This is a genomic window from Pseudomonas sp. 300 (assembly GCF_055803035.1).
On sequence record NZ_JAVLRV010000002.1, the window covers coordinates 922300 to 944072 of the forward strand.

General features: G+C 57.3%; 19 protein-coding genes and 2 pseudogenes. 17 read left to right on the forward strand and 4 right to left on the reverse strand.

Translation table 11 applies throughout. From position 1 onward, the window contains the following. Positions 1 to 138 precede the first annotated feature (138 nt). From Q7W83_RS10530 to Q7W83_RS10590, 13 genes and pseudogenes are all read left to right on the forward strand, one after another. A pseudogene (locus tag Q7W83_RS10530) lies at positions 139 to 294 on the forward strand (cytosine permease); the annotation flags it as partial. Between the two features lie 698 nt (positions 295 to 992). Continuing rightward, a complete protein-coding gene (locus Q7W83_RS10535) occupies positions 993 to 2303 on the forward strand; it encodes a nucleotide sugar dehydrogenase (protein WP_473655983.1) in 1311 nt (436 codons plus the stop codon). Positions 2304 to 2361: 58 nt separating this feature from the next. Then, positions 2362 to 3843 (forward strand): glycosyltransferase family 2 protein, encoded by a 1482-nt coding sequence (locus Q7W83_RS10540; protein ID WP_150632983.1) that lies wholly within the window; start codon positions 2362 to 2364, stop codon positions 3841 to 3843. Between the two features lie 65 nt (positions 3844 to 3908). Then, the gene (locus Q7W83_RS10545; RefSeq protein ID WP_150632982.1) at positions 3909 to 5123 is read left to right on the forward strand and encodes an alginate biosynthesis protein Alg44; all 1215 of its coding nucleotides are present in this window, start codon (positions 3909 to 3911) and stop codon (positions 5121 to 5123) included. Then, positions 5120 to 6520 carry a sel1 repeat family protein gene (locus Q7W83_RS10550; RefSeq protein WP_150632981.1) on the forward strand — a complete coding sequence of 467 codons (1401 nt, stop codon included), beginning with the start codon at positions 5120 to 5122 and terminating at the stop codon, positions 6518 to 6520. The genes Q7W83_RS10545 and Q7W83_RS10550 overlap by 4 nt, the downstream gene beginning before the upstream one ends. Before the next feature lie 41 nt (positions 6521 to 6561). Beyond that, positions 6562 to 7950, forward strand: coding sequence for an alginate export family protein (locus tag Q7W83_RS10555; protein ID WP_224788090.1), 1389 nt, complete (start codon positions 6562 to 6564; stop codon positions 7948 to 7950). Between the two features lie 83 nt (positions 7951 to 8033). Next, complete coding sequence (gene algG, locus Q7W83_RS10560) at positions 8034 to 9551, forward strand: mannuronan 5-epimerase AlgG (protein WP_150640055.1); 1518 nt, start codon at positions 8034 to 8036, stop codon at positions 9549 to 9551. Between the two features lie 11 nt (positions 9552 to 9562). After that, positions 9563 to 10960, forward strand: a complete 1398-nt coding sequence (locus Q7W83_RS10565; protein WP_150653562.1) for an alginate O-acetyltransferase AlgX-related protein — start codon at positions 9563 to 9565, stop codon at positions 10958 to 10960. Further along, a complete protein-coding gene (locus Q7W83_RS10570; protein WP_150632977.1) occupies positions 10960 to 12048 on the forward strand; it encodes a mannuronate-specific alginate lyase in 1089 nt (362 codons plus the stop codon). Before Q7W83_RS10565 ends, Q7W83_RS10570 begins: the two co-directional genes overlap by 1 nt. Positions 12049 to 12164: 116 nt before the next feature. Then, on the forward strand, positions 12165 to 13586 hold the full coding sequence (locus Q7W83_RS10575) for a mannose-1-phosphate guanylyltransferase/mannose-6-phosphate isomerase (protein ID WP_150632976.1): 1422 nt from the start codon (positions 12165 to 12167) through the stop codon (positions 13584 to 13586). A gap of 184 nt (positions 13587 to 13770) precedes the next feature. Beyond that, a complete protein-coding gene (locus Q7W83_RS10580; protein WP_150632975.1) occupies positions 13771 to 13989 on the forward strand; it encodes a PLD nuclease N-terminal domain-containing protein in 219 nt (72 codons plus the stop codon). Positions 13990 to 14564: 575 nt separating this feature from the next. Then, on the forward strand, positions 14565 to 14855 hold the full coding sequence (locus Q7W83_RS10585; protein ID WP_407015312.1) for a fructose-bisphosphate aldolase: 291 nt from the start codon (positions 14565 to 14567) through the stop codon (positions 14853 to 14855). A 560-nt stretch (positions 14856 to 15415) separates the two neighbouring features. Beyond that, a complete protein-coding gene (locus tag Q7W83_RS10590) occupies positions 15416 to 16285 on the forward strand; it encodes an AraC family transcriptional regulator (protein WP_473655984.1) in 870 nt (289 codons plus the stop codon). Positions 16286 to 16413: 128 nt separating this feature from the next. On the opposite strand, the gene Q7W83_RS10595 is transcribed toward Q7W83_RS10590, so the two are convergent. Beyond that, positions 16414 to 16899, reverse strand: a complete 486-nt coding sequence (locus tag Q7W83_RS10595; protein ID WP_150639469.1) for a DUF6130 family protein — start codon at positions 16897 to 16899, stop codon at positions 16414 to 16416. Positions 16900 to 16998: 99 nt separating this feature from the next. Here Q7W83_RS10595 and Q7W83_RS10600 point away from each other — a divergent pair, with 99 nt between their 5' ends. The 3 genes and pseudogenes from Q7W83_RS10600 to Q7W83_RS10610 all read left to right on the forward strand — a co-directional run bounded on the left by Q7W83_RS10600 (position 16999) and on the right by Q7W83_RS10610 (position 19330). Further along, complete coding sequence (locus tag Q7W83_RS10600; protein WP_224792481.1) at positions 16999 to 17523, forward strand: VOC family protein; 525 nt, start codon at positions 16999 to 17001, stop codon at positions 17521 to 17523. Positions 17524 to 17619: 96 nt separating this feature from the next. Further along, positions 17620 to 18693 (forward strand): annotated as a pseudogene (locus Q7W83_RS10605) (transposase). A 280-nt stretch (positions 18694 to 18973) separates the two neighbouring features. Then, a complete protein-coding gene (locus Q7W83_RS10610; RefSeq protein ID WP_150639535.1) occupies positions 18974 to 19330 on the forward strand; it encodes a VOC family protein in 357 nt (118 codons plus the stop codon). 246 nt (positions 19331 to 19576) lie between these two features. On the opposite strand, the gene Q7W83_RS10615 is transcribed toward Q7W83_RS10610, so the two are convergent. From Q7W83_RS10615 to Q7W83_RS10625, 3 genes are all read right to left on the reverse strand, one after another. Beyond that, a complete protein-coding gene (locus Q7W83_RS10615) occupies positions 19577 to 19906 on the reverse strand; it encodes a DHCW motif cupin fold protein (protein ID WP_150633840.1) in 330 nt (109 codons plus the stop codon). A 110-nt stretch (positions 19907 to 20016) separates the two neighbouring features. After that, positions 20017 to 20391: a tautomerase family protein gene (locus Q7W83_RS10620; RefSeq protein WP_150633841.1), complete on the reverse strand. Its 375-nt coding sequence runs from the start codon at positions 20389 to 20391 to the stop codon at positions 20017 to 20019. Positions 20392 to 20397: 6 nt separating this feature from the next. Further along, positions 20398 to 20733, reverse strand: a complete 336-nt coding sequence (locus Q7W83_RS10625) for a carboxymuconolactone decarboxylase family protein (protein ID WP_150633842.1) — start codon at positions 20731 to 20733, stop codon at positions 20398 to 20400. A gap of 108 nt (positions 20734 to 20841) precedes the next feature. Between Q7W83_RS10625 and Q7W83_RS10630 the strand changes: the two genes are divergently transcribed. Next, the gene (locus tag Q7W83_RS10630; RefSeq protein ID WP_473655985.1) at positions 20842 to 21729 is read left to right on the forward strand and encodes a LysR substrate-binding domain-containing protein; all 888 of its coding nucleotides are present in this window, start codon (positions 20842 to 20844) and stop codon (positions 21727 to 21729) included. Positions 21730 to 21773: the final 44 nt, after the last annotated feature.

Genomic DNA, 21773 nt, shown 5'->3' on the forward strand with positions numbered 1-21773 from the left:
TAACGTCTGTACCAACAATCTTTGTAATTTATCTATCGCTAACCACCGCACATCATCAACTCCAACAAGAAAAACGCCGCCCCCAAGCGACGCTCACCGCAGTACGTCCACGTACTCAAAATTGCCTTGGAGTCCGTCATGGTTACCGCAACAACCTGTGCCCCGCTCATTGAAAAACACACCATCGGCTACGTGCCGCCCGAAGATCGCCACGGCAAAACCCGTGACCTGTTCATTCTCTGGTTCGGCGGAAACATCGCACCGCTGCCGATCGTCACCCTCGGCGCACGACTGGTGGTGCTGGTGCCATGGACCGCAATCAACCTGATCGACTTCTGGCTGGCCAATCGCGACACCGCGTACAAGCGCCGCCTCTCTACCGGAACATTCGTCAACAGCCTCTAGTCCGCACATTCAATCGCAAAAAAAAAACGCTGCGATGCGGTTTTTTTGTTGTTTGAGGAAACTCCCAGCCCGAAGATATTGACTATCGCACGCAATGAAAACGCCAATAAAACAGACACTAATTAATTGACATGTTTCAGCAACTTTACAACATAAGAAAAACTTGATTAACCGCCATTACAAAACTGTAAAACTGGCATTGCACCGCGCCAGTGCCGGTGCAAAAAAACAATGTAAGTTCCCGCCTGATTCTGGTGCAGAAATGCATAATCTACCTATATAACCAATCGCGATAATCTAATTAAGTAACTGTTTTTAATGAATATTTTCTATTATTTGTTCGCACCAGGTCTTTTGGCACTTTCTTTGTAAGCCGACTACTTATATTGTCGGCACGAAGTGTTCGAAAATTCTGTTAAAAAAAATGACAGCACCCAGATGATCTGTGACTACACTCTTTTTTCTGCAAGTGCAGAACCGACAATCACGTTGAATCAAACTGCCGTTTAGTTGACCCGCTAGAGTAACTGTCGGCCTGTGCGGCATGCCGATAGCCTTTCGAATTCAGGTATATGGGGAACTCACCGATGCGTATCAGCATATTTGGTTTGGGGTATGTGGGTGCTGTATGTGCGGGCTGTCTTTGTGCTCGCGGCCATGACGTAATCGGGGTGGATATCTCTCAGGTAAAAATCGACCTGATCAATCAGGGCAAGTCGCCCATCGTTGAGCCAGGCCTGGAGGCTCTGCTCGAGCAGGGGGTGAATTTTGGGCGGCTTCGGGGTACCGGTGATGTAAAAGCGTCCGTGATGGACACGGAGATGTCGTTCATCGCCGTCGCTACGCCTTGCAAGAAGAATGGCGATCTGGATCTGGTCTACATAGAGTCGGTCTGCCGCGAAATCGGCGAAGCCCTGCACATCAAGGACAGTTGGCACACGGTGGTGGTGCGTAGCACGGTGCTGCCGGGCACCGTGAAGAATGTGGTGATCCCGATTCTTGAAGACTGTTCCGGCAAGAAGGCCGGGGTCGACTTCGGCGTGGCGATCAACCCGGAGTTCCTGCGCGAAAGCACCGCGATCAAGGATTACAACTGCCCGCCCATGACAGTGATCGGTGAGTTCGACCAGCGCAGCGGTGACATGCTCGCCACGCTCTATCAAGAGCTGGATGCGCCGCTCCTGCGCCGCAGCATCGAAGTGGCGGAGATGATCAAGTACACCTGCAACGTCTGGCACGCGACAAAAGTGACCTTCGCCAATGAGATCGGCAATATCGCGAAGGCCGTCGGTGTGGACGGTCGCGATGTGATGGACGTTGTCTGCCAGGACACCAAACTCAACCTGTCGCGTTATTACATGCGCCCCGGTTTCGCGTTCGGCGGCTCTTGCCTGCCCAAGGATGTGCGTGCGCTGAACTACCGCGCCGGGCAACTGGACGTCGAGCACCCGCTGCTGGCCTCGATCATGCGCAGCAATGCGGCCCAGGTACAAAGAGCCTTCGACATCATCACCAGTTACGGCAAGCGGCGTATCGCCCTGCTCGGCCTGAGCTTCAAGGCGGGCACCGATGACCTGCGCGAAAGCCCGCTGGTGGAATTGGCCGAAATGTTGATCGGCAAGGGTTATGACCTGCATATCTTCGACCGCAACGTTGAATACGCGCGCATCTACGGGGCCAACAAGGAATACATCGAGTCGAAAATTCCGCACCTGGCTTCGCTGCTGCAAGCCGACCTGACGAAGGTGATCGAGGAGGCGGACGTGATTGTGCTGGGTAACGGTGACGAGTCCTTCAAAGCCATTGCGCTTGATGTGCCTGAAGGCAAGCAGGTGGTTGACCTGGTGGGCTTCATGCAACACACCAGTGACGATCGGCTCGAGGGTATTTGCTGGTAAGTGCGGCGCCGGGCTGCCCCCCGAGCGACTCGGGGTTTATCGAACAGGGGTCACAGGTATGGCTGATTCCAGGGATTATTTGCGCGACGCTGCGGGGTGGCTGTTTTACGTCACCGCGCTGATGGCGCTTGCACTGTTGCTGCCGCGCTCAGTGTTCGATCCGCAATCCAGGGACTTTCTCCTGTTGCTGGGGGCGATCGGTATCTGGCGGTATTCGATGGGCGCTGTCCATTACCTTCGGGGCTTGCTGTTCCTTTATCTGGTGTTCCCGTACTACAGACGCAAAGTCACCCGGCTCGGCAGCAGTGCCGATCCGTCCCACGTGTTTTTACTGGTCACCAGTTTTCGTATCGAGGCGCTGACCACGGCGCAGGTGTACCGCTCGGTGATCGAAGAGGCCATCGGCTGTGGCTATCCGACCACGGTGGTCTGTTCCATCGTCGAGCTCGCCGATGAACTGCTGATCAAAGCGCTCTGGGACAGTTACAGCCCACCGGAGCAGGTCCAACTGAGCTTCGTGCGGATTCCCGGCACCGGCAAGCGTGATGGCCTGGCTCATGGTTTTCGCGCGATCTCCCGGCACGTGCCGGACGCCGATGCGGTGGTGGCGGTGGTCGATGGTGACACCGTGCTCTCGCCCGGGCTGGTGCGGCAGACGGTGCCTTGGTTCAAGCTGTTTCCGAACGTCGGCGGGCTGACCACCAATGAGTTCTGCGAGGTACGCGGCAGCTACCTGATGAGCGAATGGCACAAGCTGCGGTTCGCCCAGCGGCACATCAATATGTGCTCGATGGCACTGGGTAAACGAGTACTGACAATGACCGGACGGATGTCGGTGTTCCGCGCCCAGGTGGTGACCGATCCCGGTTTTATCCAGGACGTCGAGCGCGATTATCTGCAGCACTGGCGTCTGGGCCGTTTCCGCTTTTTGACCGGGGATGACAAGTCCAGCTGGTACAGCCTGATGCGGCTGGGCTACGACACCTTTTATGTGCCCGATGCAGCGATCAACACCGTCGAGCATCCCCCGGAAAAAAACTTCTTCAAGGCCAGCCGCAAGCTGATGTTTCGCTGGTATGGCAATAACCTGCGGCAGAACTCCCGGGCTCTGCACCTAGGCGTGCGGCGGTTGGGCTGGTTCACTTCGCTGGTGCTGCTCGACCAACGCGCATCGATGTGGGCCAGCTTGCTCGGACCATCGGTGGCGATCATTGCCAGCCTCAAATACAGCATCGCCTACCTGATGATCTATGTGCTCTGGATCGGCGTGACTCGCCTGATCCTCAGCCTTCTGTTGCTGGCCTCGGGGCACCCGGTCGGGCCGGCTTACCCAGTGATTCTCTATTACAACCAGTTGGTCGGCGCGATGGTGAAGATTTATGTGTTCTTCCGCCTCGACCAGCAATCGTGGACACGCCAGAAAACCAAACTGGATCGCGGGCTGGCGAGCTATCAGCGCTGGTTCAATACCTGGTCGTCGCGGACCATGACGTTTTCGGCCGGCAGCGTGTTTTGCGCGCTGCTGATGTGGATTGTGTAGCGCAGGTATCAGGGCAGTCGGCAGGCCGTGCCGGATCGGACTCAATCGATGGGAAGGAACGCGATATGAACACAGCTTTTGTTGCTGTTGATGACAATGTCGTGCACGAGTCGGAGGTGCAGCGTCAGCATGCGCGTCTGACTCTACCGGCGAGGATCAAGTTTCATGGGCCCGACCGGGAGGCATTCGATTGCGAGCTGGTCGACTTGTCGGCCGGCGGCTTCAGCCTCAGTCAACCGGGCACATCGCTGATCGTTGGCCGGCAACACAAAGGCAAACTGGTGTTCCAGGTCGATGCACTAGGGTTCGCCATCGACGTGGAGTTTGTGGTGCGCTCGATTAACGACGAGGGGCAGCGGATAGGTTGCGAGTTCCACAACCTGCATCCGCGCGCCATCTCCGCCTTGCGTTACGTGATCACCTCTTACCTTTCGGGTGGAGTGGTCCGCCTGGGTGACATGCTCGCGACCCAGCAGCGCGACAATTTCGCCAAGCCGCGAAAGCACGAAAGCGGCAGCGGCATGGGTGTGTTCGCTCGCGTGCGGGCGACCACAGTCAGCCTGCTGATGTTCCTGGTGGGACTGGCTGCCTTTGCTTATGTGGCGCACCAGTTGTATGGCATTTACTTCATCACTCATGCCGAATCGGCACGGGTCAATGTGCCCGGTCAGTTGATCGGTCTGCCGCGCGACGGCAGCGTCCATTCGTTAGTCAAAGTGGGTTCAGTAGTGGCCAAGGGGGCCCCGCTGGCCACCTTTTCCGCCTCGTTGCTGGATGTGATGAAAGGCAACCTGCCGCCCGGACAGGCGACGCCGGAAAATCTTGAACGCCTGTTCAGCCGAACCCTGCAAGGTTCGCTGACCAGCCCATGCGATTGCCGGGTGGTGTCGCAACTGGTGCCGGATGGCCAGGTCGTCGGCAAGGGCACCACGGTGTACGAGTTGATGCCGATCGACGGTGTGGCAACTATCGAGGCGCGCTTCCCCTACAAGAATTTCGCCAAGATCCAGCCCGGTAAGGCAGTGAGCTTCCAACTGATCGGAGAAGCACAGCCACGCACCGGCAAAATCACCGCGGTAGCGCTGGACAACGGCGGCCTGGCCTCCGACCTGCGGGTCACCATTGAGCCTGACAGCCCGTTGCAAACCGATCAGGCCGGGCGGCCGGTCGAGGTCAGTATCGAAGACCTGCAGGGTAATACCTGGGTGCAAAATGCCTCGGCGGCCAGTACCTGGATGAAGAACACCTGGGAAAATAAAGTCATGGCGGCCGGAAAATGAACGGCGCAGGGCTATCCGGGCTGCGGTTGTCTGCGCTGGCCGCGGTTCTGACGATGATCCACGGTTGCGGAACCCTGCCCGATCAAGGGTTGGCGCGCGAGGCCATGGCCCGCGGCGATTACGAGACGGCTCGCACTAACTACGCGCCCCTGGCCAAGGATGGCTATGCCGACTCACAGGCCGGGATGGGCGACTTGACCGCCTCGGTGGGTGACCCGGCAAGCCTGAAAGAGGCTGAAGCCTTGTACCGGCGAGCCGCACCGACATCGGCCAAGGCGCAGTCACGTCTGGGCCGCTTGTTGCTACGTAAGGGGCCGACAACTCCCCGGCAAGTGCAAGAGGCCCGGCAATTTTTGGAAGACGCGCTGGATAACGGCGAATTCAGTGCGGTGGTGCCGCTGACGGTGTTGTACCTGGGTTACCCGCAACTGACGCCTGGCGTGGATCCGCAACAAAAGGTCGACAGCTGGCGTGCCAAGGGCATTGTCGGGGTGGATCTGGCGCAGATTCTGATTTACCGCAATCAAGGCACCTATAACGCTCACGTACTGCAGATCGAACAGATGTGCCGGGTGCGGCTGGAGGTACTCCATGCCTGTTATGTCGAGCTGGCCATCATCAACCGCATGCGCGCCCAGCCCAAGGCGCAAGCGGACTTGTTGGTGCAGTTGCGCCAGGCTTGGCACCGGAAACAAGTAGCGCCCTTGCGGGTCGAATCGGTGGCGCGCGTGCTGTCATCGCCGGCCCTCGAAGGCCAGGCCGACCCGCAAAGCGCCCAGCGCCTGCTCGAGGAACTGGCACCGGAGTATCCGCCGGCCTGGACCAGTCTGGCTCGGTTGATTGACGACTACCCCGCCCAAGGCGATGCGGCGCAATTACTCTCGGCCTTGCAGCGCGGGCGCGAAGCGCGCGATCCACGGGCGGAACTGCTGACCGGGCGGCTGTATTACCTCGGCAAATGGTTGCCGCAAGATCCGCGCTTGGCGCAAGAACACTTGCTCAAGGCGGCCGCGGCCGGTGAATTCAAGGCGCATTACTATCTGGGCCAGTTGTACCGGCGCGGTTACCTGGGCCAGGTCGAACCTCAGAAAGCACTGCAACATTTGCTGCTCGCAGCCCGCAATGGCTCGCCCAACGCCGATTTGGCCCTGGCCCACATGTTTTCCGAAGCCCGCGGGGTCAAGGTCAATCGGATCAACGCTTTTGTCTTTGCGCAACTCGCACAACGCCAGGGCGTGGTCAATGCAGGGCCAGTGCTGTTGGCCGTGCAGTCGGGAATGACCCCGGCAGAGAGGAACATCGCGCAACCCATGCTTGAGGAAGAAGCCCAGGCCCGTCTGACGGGCGCGGCTTTAGCCAGGCTGCAAACTCCGGAAGATCCACAGGACTTACTATGAAGCAAGCATTGTTGGCTGGTTGTGGTCTGGGAGTTTCGCTGATGTGCAGCTCCGGTCTGGTGCTGGCGGCGGAAGGGGCGCCGAAAAATTTCGGCCTGGATGTGAAGATTACCGGTGAGTCGCAGGACGACCGGGACCTTGGCACGGCATCCGGTGGCACCCTCAACGATATAGGCATCGACTTGCGCCCCTGGGCCTTTGGCCAATGGGGTAACTGGAGCGCCTATACGATGGCGCAGGCGGTGGCGGCGACCGACACCATCGACACCGATACGGTGAACAACGGCGCCGACCAGAACAACACCCGTGAAGCGGATGACAGCTACCTGGCGCTTCGCGAGTTCTGGGTTGATTATCAAGGCATCACGGCCTATCCGGGCGAGCATCTGCGCTTGGGACGCCAGCGTCTGCGTGAGGACAGTGGCGAGTGGATGGACACCAACATCGAAGCGCTCAACTGGACCTTCGAAACCACGCTGCTGCGCACCCACCTCGGCGCCGCCCAACGCTTTTCCGACTATCGCACCGACTTCGACGACCTGGCGCCCGAAGATGAAGACCGCTCCCATGTCTTCGCCGACATCTCAACGCAATGGACACCCAATAACTGGGTAGGCCTGCGTGTCCACCACTCAGAGGACAGCGGCAGCCTGCCCGATCCCGGCGAGCAGGTCGATACACTCGACAAGACCAACACCGGCAGCCTGACCTGGGTCGGTCTCGAAGCGAACGGTGACGGCTACAACTATCGCTCGACGATGCCGCTCAATTACTGGGCCACCGCAACCTGGCTGACAGGCGATCGCGACAACCTCACCAGCGTGATCAGCCCTACCGGCGATCGAGTCGCGACGGGCCACACCAGTGGCGACGTCAACGCCTGGGCCGCAGACCTTGGCTTACGCTGGAACATCGATGAAAGCTGGCGCCTCGGTGCTGCCGCGGCCCGCGGTGACGGCGGCGGTAACGACCAGGAAAATCAATTCCAGCAAACCGGCCTGCAGAGCAACCGCTCCAACTTCACCGGCACCCGCTCACGCGTACACCGCTTCGGCGAAGCCTTTCGCGGTGAACTGAGCAACCTCCAGACGGCGACGCTGTTCGGCTCCTGGCAGATGCGCGAGGACTACGACGCCAGCCTCGTCTACCACCGCTTCTGGCGGGTCGACGACAAGGCGCAAACCGGCGACGACGGGATCGTCAATGCAGCGCTGGTGGACGGCGAGAAAGACCTGGGCCAGGAAGTCGATCTGGTCATGACCAAGTACTTCAAACAAGGCCTGTTGCCCGCGAGCATGGTGGATTGGGTCGACGAACCCTCGGCACTGATCCGCTTGCGTCTGGGTGTGTTCTTCCCCGGTGACGCCTACGCCAATGACACCGATTCGAGCATGCACCGGGCATTCATTGATTTCGTCTGGAAAATCTAGGACTCGGTGGTTGCCCGCGGTGACGCCATCGCTGGCAACGGCAGATTGAACACACCAGGCTGCATTTTTGATGAGTGAGACTTATGGACCGTGTCGTCAAGATAGGACTGCTGCTCGCCGCCATGCTGTTGATGCAGACGGCAGGCGCCAATGCGGCGGGTGACATCCTGATACCGCGCTATACCATCAGCGAGGCGCCAGGGAAACCGTTGCTGATCAAGGAACCGAAAATGCCCGACCTGTCCGGCTATACCGCCGAGGCAGTCGCCGCGAAGATTGCCTACAAGCCCGCCGGCCGTGCCTTGATCCAGCCGATGATCAAGGAAAACGCGCTCGACGAGTTTATCGGCGGCGAGGATCGCTTCAAGGAATGGGTGGTGCGCCAGAAGCAAATGCCCGTGGCGATCTTCATCGATCGCGGCTACATGAGCCTGACGCAACTGGCGCGCAGCCTGCCACAGTCCGCCTTGCGCGAAACCGCGCCGGGGGTGTTCCTCGCGCGCCTGCCGATCGTCATTCGTCCCGGCGCAACCCTGCATATCGACAAGTCGGTCAAGGAATTGCGCTTGTCCCAGGACGGCGGTTCCTTCCTGGTCAATGACGGCAAGCTGTTCATTACCGACACCAAGGTCAGCGCCTGGAGCGAGAAAGACGACAGCCCGGCCTGGTTCAAAAAAGAGGAAACGTTTCGGCCATTTCTCATCTCCTGGGGCGGCACCGAGACCTACATCGTCAACAGCACCATCACCAGTTTCGGCTACACCGAGAGCAAGAGCTACGGGGTGAGTATTTCCCAGTACAGCCCGAGCATGGCACCGAAGATGAAGCGCAAAAAACCGACCGGCTGGCTGATCAATTCGCAGTTCGTCGACAACTATTTCGGCTTCTATTGCTACGAGGCCGACGACGTGGTGATTCTGCGCAACACCTTTCGCGCGAACATCGTGTATGGCATCGACCCGCACGACCGTTCGCGTCGGCTGATCATTGCCCATAACGATGTCTTCGATACCCACAAGAAGCACGGCATCATCCTTTCGCGAGAGGTCAACGACAGCTGGATCATCTACAACCGCACCTACAACAATCAGCTGTCCGGCATCGTCCTGGACCGTTCCAGCGTCAACAACCTGCTGGCCTATAACGAAACCTACAAAAACCGCTCCGACGGCATCACCCTGTATGAGAGCGGCAATAACCTGATGTGGCGCAACCGTGCGGCGGACAATGACCGGCACGGCATCCGGGTACGCAACAGCACCGGCGTGCGGCTTTATGAAAACGAACTGATGGCCAATGCCCTGACCGGGATCTATGGCCACATCAAGGATTTGCGTGGCAGCGACCGCGATCTGAAGGAGGACCCCTACGAAGAAAAACTGTCGCTCACCGTGGTCGGCGGCAAGCTGATCGGCAACGGTTCCAGCCCCATCGCTGTGTTTTCACCCACGCGCCTGGAACTCTATGACTTGACCTTTCTGGCGCCACAGAAACAGGACGGCCTGGCCTTCACCGGTTTGCTGGGGGAGGTTCAGAGCGACTTGATGGACATCCTCCTGCGCCGCCATGCCGCCGCGCTGATTCTGCCCGTGACACTGTGAGGAGCCTTCCGATGAACACCCTTCATGGATTTGCCGCTGTGACCTTGCTGTCCATGTCGATGGGGGCACAGGCGCTGCCGAATTACACGGCCGAGGCCTGCTGTCAGCTGTGCCCGCAAGCGGCGCAGGCAACCTATTACGAACCACCGGAGCTGAAAAACTACGCGACGCTGGTGGAGGCCAAGGACCAGTGGCTGTTTCGCACGCGCAGTGATTTTCGCACCGACTTCGGCCTCGACGAGAGCAGCTACAACACCCTCAAGCGCCTGCGCGACGGGCTCGCCCAGCGCGGGGTCGAACTGGTGCTGGTGATGCCGCCCAGTCGCGGCTTGCTGCACGCCGACCGCCTGACGCCGGTGGAACTGGCCAGCTTCGATCAGGCCAGCGCCCGGCAGAACTACCTGCAAACCCTGGACCGGGTGCGCGGCCTGGGTATTGCGGCCCCGGACTTTACTCCCCTGTTGAGTGAGCCACAGCCCGCCGGGCAGCCCTTCTACTTTAAGGGCGACCACAACTGGACACCCTATGGCGCCGACCGCAGCGCCCAATTGGTGGCCCAGTCGCTCAAGGGCAACGATGTGCTCAAGGCGTTGCCGCATCAGCTCTTCGCCAGCCAGCCGGCGGGCCTGCTCGGACGCTCGGGTACGCTGCAAAAAGCCGCCGCGCAGATCTGTGGCAGCGGCTATGCGGCGCAGTATGTCACCCGTTACCAAACCCACGCCCAGGGCGATTCCAAGGGCCCGGCCAAGGTCGCCTTGATCGGCACCAGCGCCAGCGGCGAGCTGTTCAACTTTGCCGGTTTCCTCGAACAATATCTGGAAACCCCTGTCCGCAACTTCAGCGTACCGGGCGGTGGCTACGATGATTCGTTGATCGCCTACTTGCTCGGCGACGACTTCCAGAACGCCCCGCCGAGGGTGCTGGTGTGGGAAACCGACAATCTCGACAGCCTCGGCAAATCCAGCTTCTCCCGGCAGGCGATGGCGGCGCTGAGCGATGGCTGCGACAACCAGGCCCCCCTGCTCAAAAGCCAGGCGACCCTGCACGGCGGGCGCAATCAGGTGTTGTTCAACGGCGGTGGCGGCAATGTGTATCCGATCAAGGGCAATCGTTATCTGGTCGACCTCACGTTTTCTGATCCCGGCGTACGCCTGCTGAACGCGACCCTGACCTACCTGAACGGTCGCCAGGAAAACCTCAGCTTGAGCCGTTCGCCGACGGTCAGTACCCAGGGCCGCTTCGCCTTCGAACTGCGCGGCGACGGGGACTGGGACGATCAGACGTTTCTGTCCATGGACGTGCAACCACCGCCGGAAATGACCTCTGGAACGCTCTCGACCCGCTTGTGTGTCAAACCCGCGATCACCGCTGCACCGTCCCTGCGCACCGCGCAGGCGGAGGAAAACTGATGCGTCAGACACACTGGGCCGCCGTTGGCGTGGCCTTCATTCTGATGGGGCCTATCGTGCAGGCGTGCGCTCAACTTCGCCCGCCGCAGGGCTATTACGCGCCGGCCATAGAAAAAAAAGGCGACGCGCCGGACTGTCCCGCGACGCCCAAACCCTATACCGGTGACCTGTTGATCCCCAGTAAATACGAAGGCTCGGGCAAGGCGCGGGATCAGCTAAACGCCAAATCCAACAAACGCTACAAAGAAATGTCAGGCGATATCAACGAACTGGAAAAAGGCGTCAACAAACAGGTCGCCGCCTATTTGCGGGTCGGTCGCCCCGGTCATGTGGACTGCACCTTGAGTTGGCTCGGCGATTGGGCCAAGGCGCAGGCGCTGCTGAGTACCACTTACACCCACACCGGCAAGTCGATGCGCAAATGGGCGGTGGGCAGTGTTTCCTCGGCTTATCTGCGGCTCAAATACTCGCGCTCCCAGCCACTGAGAGGCCGCGAAGCGCAGACCCGGCCAATCGAGGACTGGATCGGCAAGGTTGCCGAACAGGTGGTGCGCGACTGGCGCGACCAGCCGCTGGACCGGCTCAACAACCACCAGTATTGGGCAGCATGGTCCGTCATGGCGGCCTCGGTCGTAGTCGATCGACGCGACCTGTTCGACTGGTCGGTGGCGCAGTTTCGCATCGGCGCGTCCCAGGTCGATGCAGACGGCTACTTGCCCAACGAACTGGGCCGCGACACCCGCGCACTGGCTTACCACAACTACGCGATGGGACCGCTGATGATGATCGCCTCCTTCGCCCAAGCCAACGGCGTCGACCTGCGCGAAGAAAACCAAGGCGCCATGCGGCGTCTGGCGGCGCGGGTGGAAGAAGGCATCAAAGACCCAGGCGTGTTTGAACGCAAGACCGGCCACAAACAGGAACTTGAAGACCTGAACGAGGATGGCAAGTTTGCCTGGCTGGAACCCTACTGCGCGCTGTACGCCTGCTCGGCGGCAACCAACCGCTGGCGCCAATCGGTCGAACCGATGAAAAACTACCGTCTGGGCGGCGACATCACCCAGTTGTTTGCTGACCAGAAAGAATAAAGGCATCAGCCGATGCGGCCACTCTGAATTGAGCTTGTGTTTCAAATAATGGAAGGCAGTCCTTCGCGGTTCGAAGCGCCTTCATATCGAATGATGAAGGTGCGGGAGGCAAGAAAATGATTCCAGTCATTCTGTCCGGTGGCAGTGGTTCGCGGTTGTGGCCGCTGTCGCGCAAGATGTATCCCAAACAGTTCCTGAGCCTGGCCGGCGAAGGATCGCTATTCCAGCAAACCCTGCAGCGCCTGGAATTCGAGGGGATCGGCAAGCCGATTGTGGTGTGCAATCAGGAGCATCGCTTTCTCGTCAACGAACAACTCGCCGCCATCGGCTGCAAGCCGCAGGCGATCCTGCTCGAACCCTTCGGCCGCAACACCGCACCGGCGGTAGCGCTGGCAGCCCTCAAGCTGATTGCCGAGGGCCGCGATGAGCTCATGTTGGTGCTTCCGGCCGACCATGTGATCAGCGACGTTCCCGCCTTGCGCGCCACATTGGGAATCGCGCAGGAGGAAGCGCTCAAAGGCAATCTCGTGCTGTTCGGCATTCCGGCGCTGCGCCCGGAAACCGGCTTTGGCTACATCAAGGCCGACTGCAGCGATGCCGGCTCCAGTGCCTTCAAGGTCGAGCAATTTATCGAGAAACCCGACGCGCAAACCGCCGCCGAATTTGTCCGCTCCGGCGAATACTTCTGGAACAGCGGGATGTTCCTGTTCCGTGCCAGTCGCTACCTCGAAGAGCTGCGCACTCACGAGCCGGACATGTACGACACCTGCGTGATGGCCCTGGAGCGCAGCCCTAGCAACGAAGGCGTGACCAGCATCGATCGCGTTACCTTTGAATGCTGCCCGGACAACTCCATTGATTACGCGGTGATGGAGCACACCAGCCGCGCCTGGGTCGTCCCACTCAGCGCCGGCTGGAGTGACGTCGGTTGCTGGTCTTCGCTGTGGGATGTGCATGACAAGGACGGCGATGACAACGTGTTCAAAGGCGATGTCGTCAGCTACAACAGCCGCCGTTGCTTCGTACATGGCAGCAGCAAACTGGTGACCCTGCTCGGAGTGGAAAACCTCGTCGTGATAGAAACCGAGGACGCACTGATGGTCGCAAACCGCGACAACGTGCAAGACGTGAAAAAACTGGTGAATGCACTCGATGCCAAGGGCCGCTCGGAAACCCAGAACAACTGCGCGGTGTATCGTCCCTGGGGCAGTTACCACTCGGTGGACAACGGTATCCGCCACCAGGTCAAACACATCACCGTGAAACCCGGAGCACAACTCTCCCTGCAAATGCACCACCACCGCGCCGAACACTGGATCGTCGTCTCCGGCACCGCCCAGGTGACGTGCAACGACAAGGTGTTCCTGCTGACGGAAAACCAGTCCACCTACATCCCGATTGCTTCGGTGCATCGGCTGGCCAACCCAGGGAAAATTCCGTTGGAAGTGATTGAAGTGCAGTCCGGGAGTTACTTGGGTGAGGACGATATTCAGCGCTTGGAAGATGTGTATGGGAGGAATCAGCAGGTCAATAACTGAGCCCGCCTGGCGTGTTTACAGTACGAGCAAGAAACGCTCCCCCTGTGGGAGCGAGCCTGCTCGCGAAATATACCGGTCTAATCGTGCGCTACTCCATCAGCGAGCCATCCACAAACACCCACAAAATTAATGAACCCCTCCACCGCCTGCCCACCTAACTGTAAGACCATCAGGAGGGCAACCCATGCAAACCGAAACCATCTGGATCGTACTCGCCGCCGTTCTTGTGCTGGTTGAGCTATGGGCAATTAACAAAGTGCGCAAAGCCGAAGGCAAATCCAGCAACAAACTCGTATGGATGGTGGTGATCGTGTTTGTGCCACTGTTCGGATTGATCGCGTGGGCATTGGCCGGCCCGAAACACACCGATCACAATCCGCATTCGCCGCAGGCTAGACAATGATGTCGGGGGAGCCGCGATAGCAGTTTGGAAAACACCCCAGTTTGAAATGACAAAGCCCCAATGATTGGGGCTTCGTTGTTTCTGGCCACTCGACTTCAAAACTGAAGTCCGAAAATTTCGTAGGAATTTACCCTTTGTGGCGAGGGGATTTATCCCCGTTAGGCTGCGAAGCGGCCCCAAAACCTGCACCCCATTTCCCAAGGCACTCCACATGTCCCGAATCACCGTGACAAGCCGGAAAACAGTGGCATTCAGCCTTGCCGCAACAACCGCGAAAGCGTCCTACAGCGCGGTTGTGAGCGCCAAAATGGGCGCCTATAGTTCGGCCAGTCGCAGATACAAGTCAGCGACGGGGGTTTCGCAGCCCTTAAGATACGTGTAGAACGCAGCACCATAAATGGAATGACGGTCGCAACAGTGTCCGAAACCCGTTTTATGGTGGCTGTGTGTGGGAGACCTTCGGGTCTGCCGGGCTCCTCGTATCCTTGGTCTGCGAACCCGCACACAGCTACCACCCAATTCGTTTCGCAGCGAATGGCGGCAGCTCTTCTTTCAAATACGAGGAAGATTTATTTATGCCAATGAACAATCCGTCTCACAGCTTCACCCCCATGTCCCAATTCGCCACCGACTACCCCGTCCTCCTAATCGACAGCGACGCCCCCCTCCGCGAACTGCACAACTGCGTCAGCGAACGCCTCAACGCCGTCCTCAAATACCTCAACCTCATGGCCTGCACCAGCCTGCCGGACTACGCCGAAAACGACATCAACACCGTCACCAACATCGCCTTGATCCTGCTCCGGGATGTAGGTGATGTGTTTCGGGTTATTGAACAGCGTGGGTTTGATACATCCAAAGGTTAATGACCGAATTCAAAGCAAAAAAACCCGCGTGTGATGCGGGTTTTTATTACCTCATAGCGACTCAGCTGGAAGAGCTTTAATAACCGAATAGAAACGCCATTTGGGCTATGCCTATCCTCTAACTCGATACTTTTGGCACAAATATTCACGCAGCTTTCCGCTTTCTCGACAGCCCGAAGATAATGGCTGCTCACATCGCAGAAACCATCAAGGCCGGTGACACAGCATTAAATCAAAAAGGTGACAGACCTATTTATTAAATAGATCTGTCACCTTTTTTTTCCTTAACTTCCCCATTAACTGGGTAATTGCACTGACTCGACCACCCGTTTGCATTCGACCTGACCAGTCATTTGCATCGGACTTGACCAGCACGCTTCGTAACCATGACCAGCAGAGAACGGCCAGAAGTGGACACCTGAAATACCCCCGACCTTTACATCGCCTTGGAAGATATCGTATTGGCTAACCCAAAACGTGCCTTGAGCAAACGCGGCTAGGCGCGTTCACGCCGCTATAGTCGACTCTATTGCCGACCGTACCTCCAGGAGCTTTTTCCAGTGTCTGACATGCTGACCAATTTCGCTTACACAAAACGCTTCAACGCCGTACTCGCCTACATTGATGCCAATCTTGAAGGTGACCTGTCGGTGAAGACGTTGAGCCATGTGGCGAACTTTTCGGCGTTTCACTTCCATCGACAATTCACCGCGTTCGTAGGAGTGCCTGTCTCACGTTATGTGCAACTGATGCGACTACGACGCGCGGCACATAGACTGGCCGCCCTCGCTGATCACTCGATACTGGACGCCGCACTCGATGCCAGCTTTGAAAGTCCCGAGGCATTTTGCAGGGCGTTCAGGCGGGCGTTCGGTATGTCGCCGAGCGCGTTCAGGAAGGAACCGAACTGGCAGGTCTGGAATGCGGTATTCGCAATCCCTCACTTTTCCAGGACTATCATCATGCAAGTACGAATCATAAATTTCCCTGAAGTCAAGGTAGCAGCGCTTCAGCACTGCGGACCAGCCGGGCTCGTCAATGAGAGCGTGCGCACGTTCATCGAGTGGCGTATGCAGAGCGGACAGTCGCCGGTGGCATCGAGTCGCACCTTTGGCATTCCCTATAGCAACCCCGATACGACACCTCCACAAGCATTCCGCTTCGCAATCTGCGGCGAGATTTACGAGGCCGTGGCGCCGAATGAGTTCGGCGTGCACGAGATCGTCATTCCTGCCGGTCGCTACGTCGTGGTGCGACACGCGGGGTCGCCGGATCACATCGGCGAAACGATCTATCCGATTTACCGCGATTGGCTACCTGCCAGTGGTGAGGAACTTCGTGACCAGCCGCTATTCTTCAATTACCTGAGCGTCCATCCTGAGACGCCACAGGATCAATGGCAAACAGATGTGTATGTTCCGCTGCAATAGCGGAGCAAATAGCTTTCGACCCAAAGCTGACGGTGACGAAAGGCAGAAATCGACTGAGTAGCAGTCAGATGTTTTTTCGAAATCAACTGCTACTCACACCACCGCAATTAGCGATGAACATTCAATAGTTATGGTTTTACTGCGTGTTCATCCTCAATGTGGGCGGCCGCCGTTGGTATCTTCTCCGGAACAATAAAACTCAAGGTCGTATTGGTGATTATTTTGTGAGTTGGGTCGGCCACCTCAAGAAGAACCTTGTGCGTGCCAGGAGTAAGTCCAACCAAGATAATCGGGTCTTCACTGGTGTGCGCCCATGTACCTTTCCAGTCATCGACGGTCACGTGAAGGTGACTGAGACGTGGTGATACATCAGCAGCCGCTTTGCCAAATACCGGCATGATCCTGGAGTGTTCTGTTCGATACTGGATGATGACAACACCACGGGCGAGTGGCTCGGCAAGCGGCGGATAAGCAATGAGTTTCGGCGCAGCCTCCGATTCTAACGGAAGTATTGCCGGTGGAGCATTGCTGTCTGCTGCAGCCTCTCCGGACACGGCTGTGCAAAAGAAGACAGCCAAGGCTAGGGCCAACGGATTTCTGAAAGCGATGGACATGGTGCTTTCTCCAGCATCATTTCACTCAAGCCTAGATCAAACCGACGATTTCCACGGTTTATTTACGATCGAAATCACCCACTTTTTTATCGATAATGAGTGACAGCTTCTTGCCCAGAGTGTGTAAAAACAGCTTCCAAGACCGACGGAGTATGTTTCAGGCTAGGAGTCGAAAACAGCCTGACATTTCTTGGTATGGTGCGAGAAGGCTTCCTCTTTTTAGGACAAAAAATGATTTCACATGTATTCATCGGAGTGAATGACTTCAATCGAGCACTTGTGTTTTATCAAGGGGTCATGCAGATACTCGGACTTGATCTCAAGTTCACAGACCTTGAACGCCCATGGGCGGGCTGGAAACACCCCGACACTGCACGCCCTCTTTTCGTGGTGGGCAAACCGTTCGACGGCGAATCTGCGACGCTAGGAAATGGGCAAATGATTGCTCTGCTGGCACCTAATCGACAGATCGTACACAACGCCCATGCCTTGGCGTTGGCATTGGATGGAACATGTGAAGGCGTTCCGGGCTTGCGACCCGAATACCACCCGAATTTTTATGGGGCGTATTTTCGAGACCCTGAAGGAAACAAGCTTTGCGTCTGTTGTCACGATCCGGAGTAGGTCAAGTGTAGGATCTATTTTTGGCTGAAATCGTGAACAAAACATTGTCGAGAACCCTTGCTATGATTTCTGAGGATTTCATCGCAGGGATCGCCCATGAAGCGCTTCATTCAAGGTGAACATCGAGGCCAAGGCACCTAACTTCCCGAGAGCCTCGACGACTGCGTCAGCGATACCAATCCGGTACGCGTAGTCGATGTCTTTGTCGACGAACTCAACCTGGTCAATCTGGGTTTTGAAGGTGCCATTCCAGCCGATACTGGCCGGCCTGCTTGCCACCCCGCGATCTTGCTGAAGATCTACATCTACGGCTATCTCAACCGCATCCAATCGAGCCGACGTTTGGAGCGAGAAGCTCAACGCAACATCGAACTGATGTGGTTGACCGGGCGTTGGATGCCGGACTTCCCGCGACCGCAATTTCACCAGCGCCAAGCTTAAGCGGCGAATGGAAGAAATTGAATCGAGTATCAATCGGTACCTGACTGCGCTCGACGAAGCCGATCAGCAAAAACCCTCAATCGCTCCAAAGCTCAGATGAAAGAGTTACAGGTCATTGAAATTCAGCTCGATGGCCAAGCAGGCCCGCGAGGCGATGGCGTCAGATACGTTATCGGTAGTGGCTGACCGAGGTTACTTCAAAAGCGAACAAGTCCTCGCTTGTCACGATGCAGGCATCACCGCCTATGTGCCCAAGCCGATGACCTCTGGAGCCAAGGCTGACGGGCGTTTCAATAACGATGCCTCATCTATGACGCGGCAAAAAACGAATACATTTGCCCGGCTGGAGAGGCGCTGATCTGGCGCTATACCAACGTTGAAAAAGACCTGACGTTGCACCGTTACTGGCGTTCGTAATGCCGGGCCTGCGCAATGAAGCCGCATTGCACACCAAACACACAACGGCGGGTTCGACGCTGGGAGCATGAGGCCGTATTGGAGGAGATGCAGAGCCGGCTGAGCAACGCGCCGGAAATGATGCGGATCCGAAAACGGACGGTTGAGCATCCCTTCGGGACGCTCAAGCAATGGATGGGCGCGACACACTTCCTGACCCGAAAGCTTAACGGGGTGAGTGCAGAGATGAGCCTGAACGTGCTCGCTGACAACCTGAAAAGGATCATGAAAATCATCCGCACCACTGGCTTGATGAAAGCGTTAACGGCGTAAAAACCGGTCTTTTTTACCCCGTCCAAATGACTTTAATAGGCTGCTGAGCCGTTTTAACTTTTCCTGGAAGCGTTGTGGCCTTGATCAGTTTGCGAACCGTGAGCACGGTCTCCTGGCGTCGATATAAAAAACTAAATCTGACGTTTTTAAACACTCTCGGCCAAAAGCTGTCATTCATCAACTCCGCCAGTTCATAGAGGTGGTGATAGCCCTATGCATGAACACATATATTGGCGAATGCCCTAAACTCGCTTCCTCCCAATCACTCAAGGAAGCGTCAATGGGCATTCGAGGAAAAGACCGTCAGATCGACAACATCGAGTTCAATGTCGTCGACATAGCTCGAAGCAAGGCCTTTTACGGGAGCGTATTCGACTGGAGTTTCATCGACTACGGCCCGACTTATAGCGAGTTCAGCGACGGTCGTATAACAGGTGGATTCACTACAGGAGAACCTGTGCGAACGGGCGGGCCATTGGTCATCCTCTACGCGGAAGATCTAGACCGTACCGAGCTGAGGCTCAAGGCAGCAGGCGCTACGATCAGTCGTGAAGTTTTCTCGTTCCCAGGTGGGCGCCGTTTCCACTTCATCGACCCAGATGGCTATGAGCTAGCCGTCTGGTCGGCCTCTCCATGATTTAGAGGCAGAGAAACCAACGTAAAACAGCAATGCTTGAGAATGACAGCGATGTGTTCGCCATTACAAACACGCTCCAGCATCGCTGTTTCGTTGTAATCTCTCTGGCGGTTTGCGGCCCTTCCTTACAGACAGCAATCGGTCAGAATCAGTCATTCGCACACGTATATTCCAGACCCAATGATTGCGGCTGCATGGACCACAAACGGATTGTGTGGGCGCGTTATGCAGGTCCGCCCCCCACGACTAATCCACGATGAACAACTTCGCCCCGGTGGTGGTGAATGACCGATGTCCCTCAGCATTGTTACCCACCTGATAACTCATGCCCGGTGTCAGCGTGAACTGACGACCATCTTCCAGTTCTGTATGCAACTGACCCTCCAGGCACAACAGGATGTGCCCCCTCCAACACCAATGATCGGCCAAATATCCAGGGCTGTACTCGACCATCCGCACACGCGTTGAACCGAACTGGCAGGTACGCCAATAGGCTGTGCCTGTCTGGCCGGCATGCGTCACCGGCTCTATCGTTAACCAATCGGTGGTACCGAAGGGGATTGCAGTAAGATCCATGGTTACCTCATCGAAATACAATAAATGCAGACCGTATCAATCTGGCGATGGTGCCGATAGACACAGACGGCCCGTATTTATGGGATACAGGCGCTGCACAAACCCGAAGGCTAGTTGCCCCGCCCTCCTCCAAACGACCACTCATCGCCGGCCGTAGTGGAAATCACCACCATGACATCCTCCCCGTTCAGTCCCGTCGCCCGCCCCAACTTCTCGACCAGATCGCGGTAAAAACGCTGTTTGGTCTCAACACTTCGAGGACGGCCTGCGGTAATCGCGATTAGCACAAAGTCATGGCTACGCGGCCCACCCAAGTAGTGGGGATCAAATATCAGCTCGCCGATCTCATGTTGGTGAATGGCCTGGAAGCGATCAGTCTTCGGTACTTCGAAGCTCTCGACCAAGGCGTCGTGTAACCCCTCAGACAATGCCTGTAAATACTCGACCGACTTCCCGCGGTGCAATGAAATTCGTGCAAACGGCATCAACGGTTACTCCTGACGTATTGGAAGGCAAGCCTGTAGCTCACTGAGCAAATTCAGCGCCGAGGCGGCTGTCGGCCAACCTGAATAAAACGCCAGATGGGTTATGACTTCGGCCAGTTCGTCAACACACAAGCCGTTATCCAATGCACGTTTCAAATGAAATGGCAGTTGCTCCAGACGGTACATCGCCACCAGCGCGGCCACCGTCGCCAGACTGCGTTCACGGGGCTTCAATTGCGTACGCGTCCAAATGTCGCCAAACAATACGTTGTCGGTCAGCTCGGTAAACTTCTGCGGGTAGCTGTTCTGATGCTCCCGCCCCGTGATCATCGAAGCACTCATGATGTTTTTCCCCTGATGTCCCAATTGACGGGGGAAAACTATCAAGTCGCGACAATTCCGAATATCAGATTTAATAGCGCCAATCATCCCGAATTAGTGGACTATTAAATGCGCCGCCCAGCCTTCGATCTTGACGTATTACGCACCTTCGTCACCGGCGTGGAGTTCAACAGTTTTGCCAAAGCGGCGGATCGTCTCGGTCGGTCGACGTCTGCCGTAAGCGCTCAATTGAAAAAACTCGAGGAGCAGGTCGGCACGCCGGTACTGACTAAATCCGGTCGCGGACTGGTCTTGACCCCCACGGGAGAAACACTACTCAGCCATGCCCGCCGGTTGCTGGAACTGAACGACAGCATTTTCCAGACCCTGCATGAAAGCCAAACCGCCGGGACCGTACGCCTCGGGCTTCAAGAGGACTTTGGGGAACATTTCCTGAGCGATATCCTGCGACGCTTCGTCCAGACTTACCCGAGTGTGAATCTCGAAGTCAGGATTGCCCGTAACGCCGAACTGCTTGCTCTGCTCGAAAGCGCCGATCTGGACCTGGCCCTGACCTGGGACACCGGGCACCTGTCGCCCTACGCCACACGTTTGGGCGAAACACAAATGCACTGGATCGGGGCCCGCGATATGCCATTGCTGGCGGCCCTTGATGACTCATCGTTGCCATTGATCATGTTCGACGCACCTTGCGTATTGCGCAGCGCCGCCACCCAGGCGCTGGATGCCGCGCAAATACCTTGGCGGATCGCCCTGACCAGCCCCAGCGTCGGCGGTATCTGGGCGGCGGTCGCCGCCGGATTGGGCCTGACGCTGCGAACCCGCATCGGGCTGCCGAGCCATCTCACCGTTGTTTCTGGCTTACCCCCCGTGCCAAGCCTTGGCTATGTGCTTCACAGCAATGGCGACGACCCAACACCAGCTACCCAACAATTGGCCGCACTAATCAAAACGAGCCTGCAGGAACAAGCGTATCGTTTCACAATTACGAAATAATCGAAGGCATCCAAGGGTTCAATTCGAATGACGGCTTTGGGTCG

Excerpts from the sequence above, each read along its gene's own strand:
- Q7W83_RS10535 (WP_473655983.1), top strand. The coding sequence starts at position 993 with ATGCGTATCAGCATATTTGGTTTGGGGTATGTGGGTGCTGTATGTGCG.
- Q7W83_RS10540 (WP_150632983.1), top strand. The coding sequence starts at position 2,362 with ATGGCTGATTCCAGGGATTATTTGCGCGACGCTGCGGGGTGGCTGTTT.
- Q7W83_RS10545 (WP_150632982.1), top strand. The coding sequence starts at position 3,909 with ATGAACACAGCTTTTGTTGCTGTTGATGACAATGTCGTGCACGAGTCG.
- Q7W83_RS10550 (WP_150632981.1), top strand. The coding sequence starts at position 5,120 with ATGAACGGCGCAGGGCTATCCGGGCTGCGGTTGTCTGCGCTGGCCGCG.
- Q7W83_RS10555 (WP_224788090.1), top strand. The coding sequence starts at position 6,562 with ATGTGCAGCTCCGGTCTGGTGCTGGCGGCGGAAGGGGCGCCGAAAAAT.
- algG (WP_150640055.1), top strand. The coding sequence starts at position 8,034 with ATGGACCGTGTCGTCAAGATAGGACTGCTGCTCGCCGCCATGCTGTTG.
- Q7W83_RS10565 (WP_150653562.1), top strand. The coding sequence starts at position 9,563 with ATGAACACCCTTCATGGATTTGCCGCTGTGACCTTGCTGTCCATGTCG.
- Q7W83_RS10570 (WP_150632977.1), top strand. The coding sequence starts at position 10,960 with ATGCGTCAGACACACTGGGCCGCCGTTGGCGTGGCCTTCATTCTGATG.
- Q7W83_RS10575 (WP_150632976.1), top strand. The coding sequence starts at position 12,165 with ATGATTCCAGTCATTCTGTCCGGTGGCAGTGGTTCGCGGTTGTGGCCG.
- Q7W83_RS10580 (WP_150632975.1), top strand. The coding sequence starts at position 13,771 with ATGCAAACCGAAACCATCTGGATCGTACTCGCCGCCGTTCTTGTGCTG.
- Q7W83_RS10585 (WP_407015312.1), top strand. The coding sequence starts at position 14,565 with ATGCCAATGAACAATCCGTCTCACAGCTTCACCCCCATGTCCCAATTC.
- Q7W83_RS10595 (WP_150639469.1), bottom strand. The coding sequence starts at position 16,899 with ATGTCCATCGCTTTCAGAAATCCGTTGGCCCTAGCCTTGGCTGTCTTC.
- Q7W83_RS10610 (WP_150639535.1), top strand. The coding sequence starts at position 18,974 with ATGGGCATTCGAGGAAAAGACCGTCAGATCGACAACATCGAGTTCAAT.
- Q7W83_RS10615 (WP_150633840.1), bottom strand. The coding sequence starts at position 19,906 with ATGGATCTTACTGCAATCCCCTTCGGTACCACCGATTGGTTAACGATA.
- Q7W83_RS10620 (WP_150633841.1), bottom strand. The coding sequence starts at position 20,391 with ATGCCGTTTGCACGAATTTCATTGCACCGCGGGAAGTCGGTCGAGTAT.
- Q7W83_RS10625 (WP_150633842.1), bottom strand. The coding sequence starts at position 20,733 with ATGAGTGCTTCGATGATCACGGGGCGGGAGCATCAGAACAGCTACCCG.
- Q7W83_RS10630 (WP_473655985.1), top strand. The coding sequence starts at position 20,842 with ATGCGCCGCCCAGCCTTCGATCTTGACGTATTACGCACCTTCGTCACC.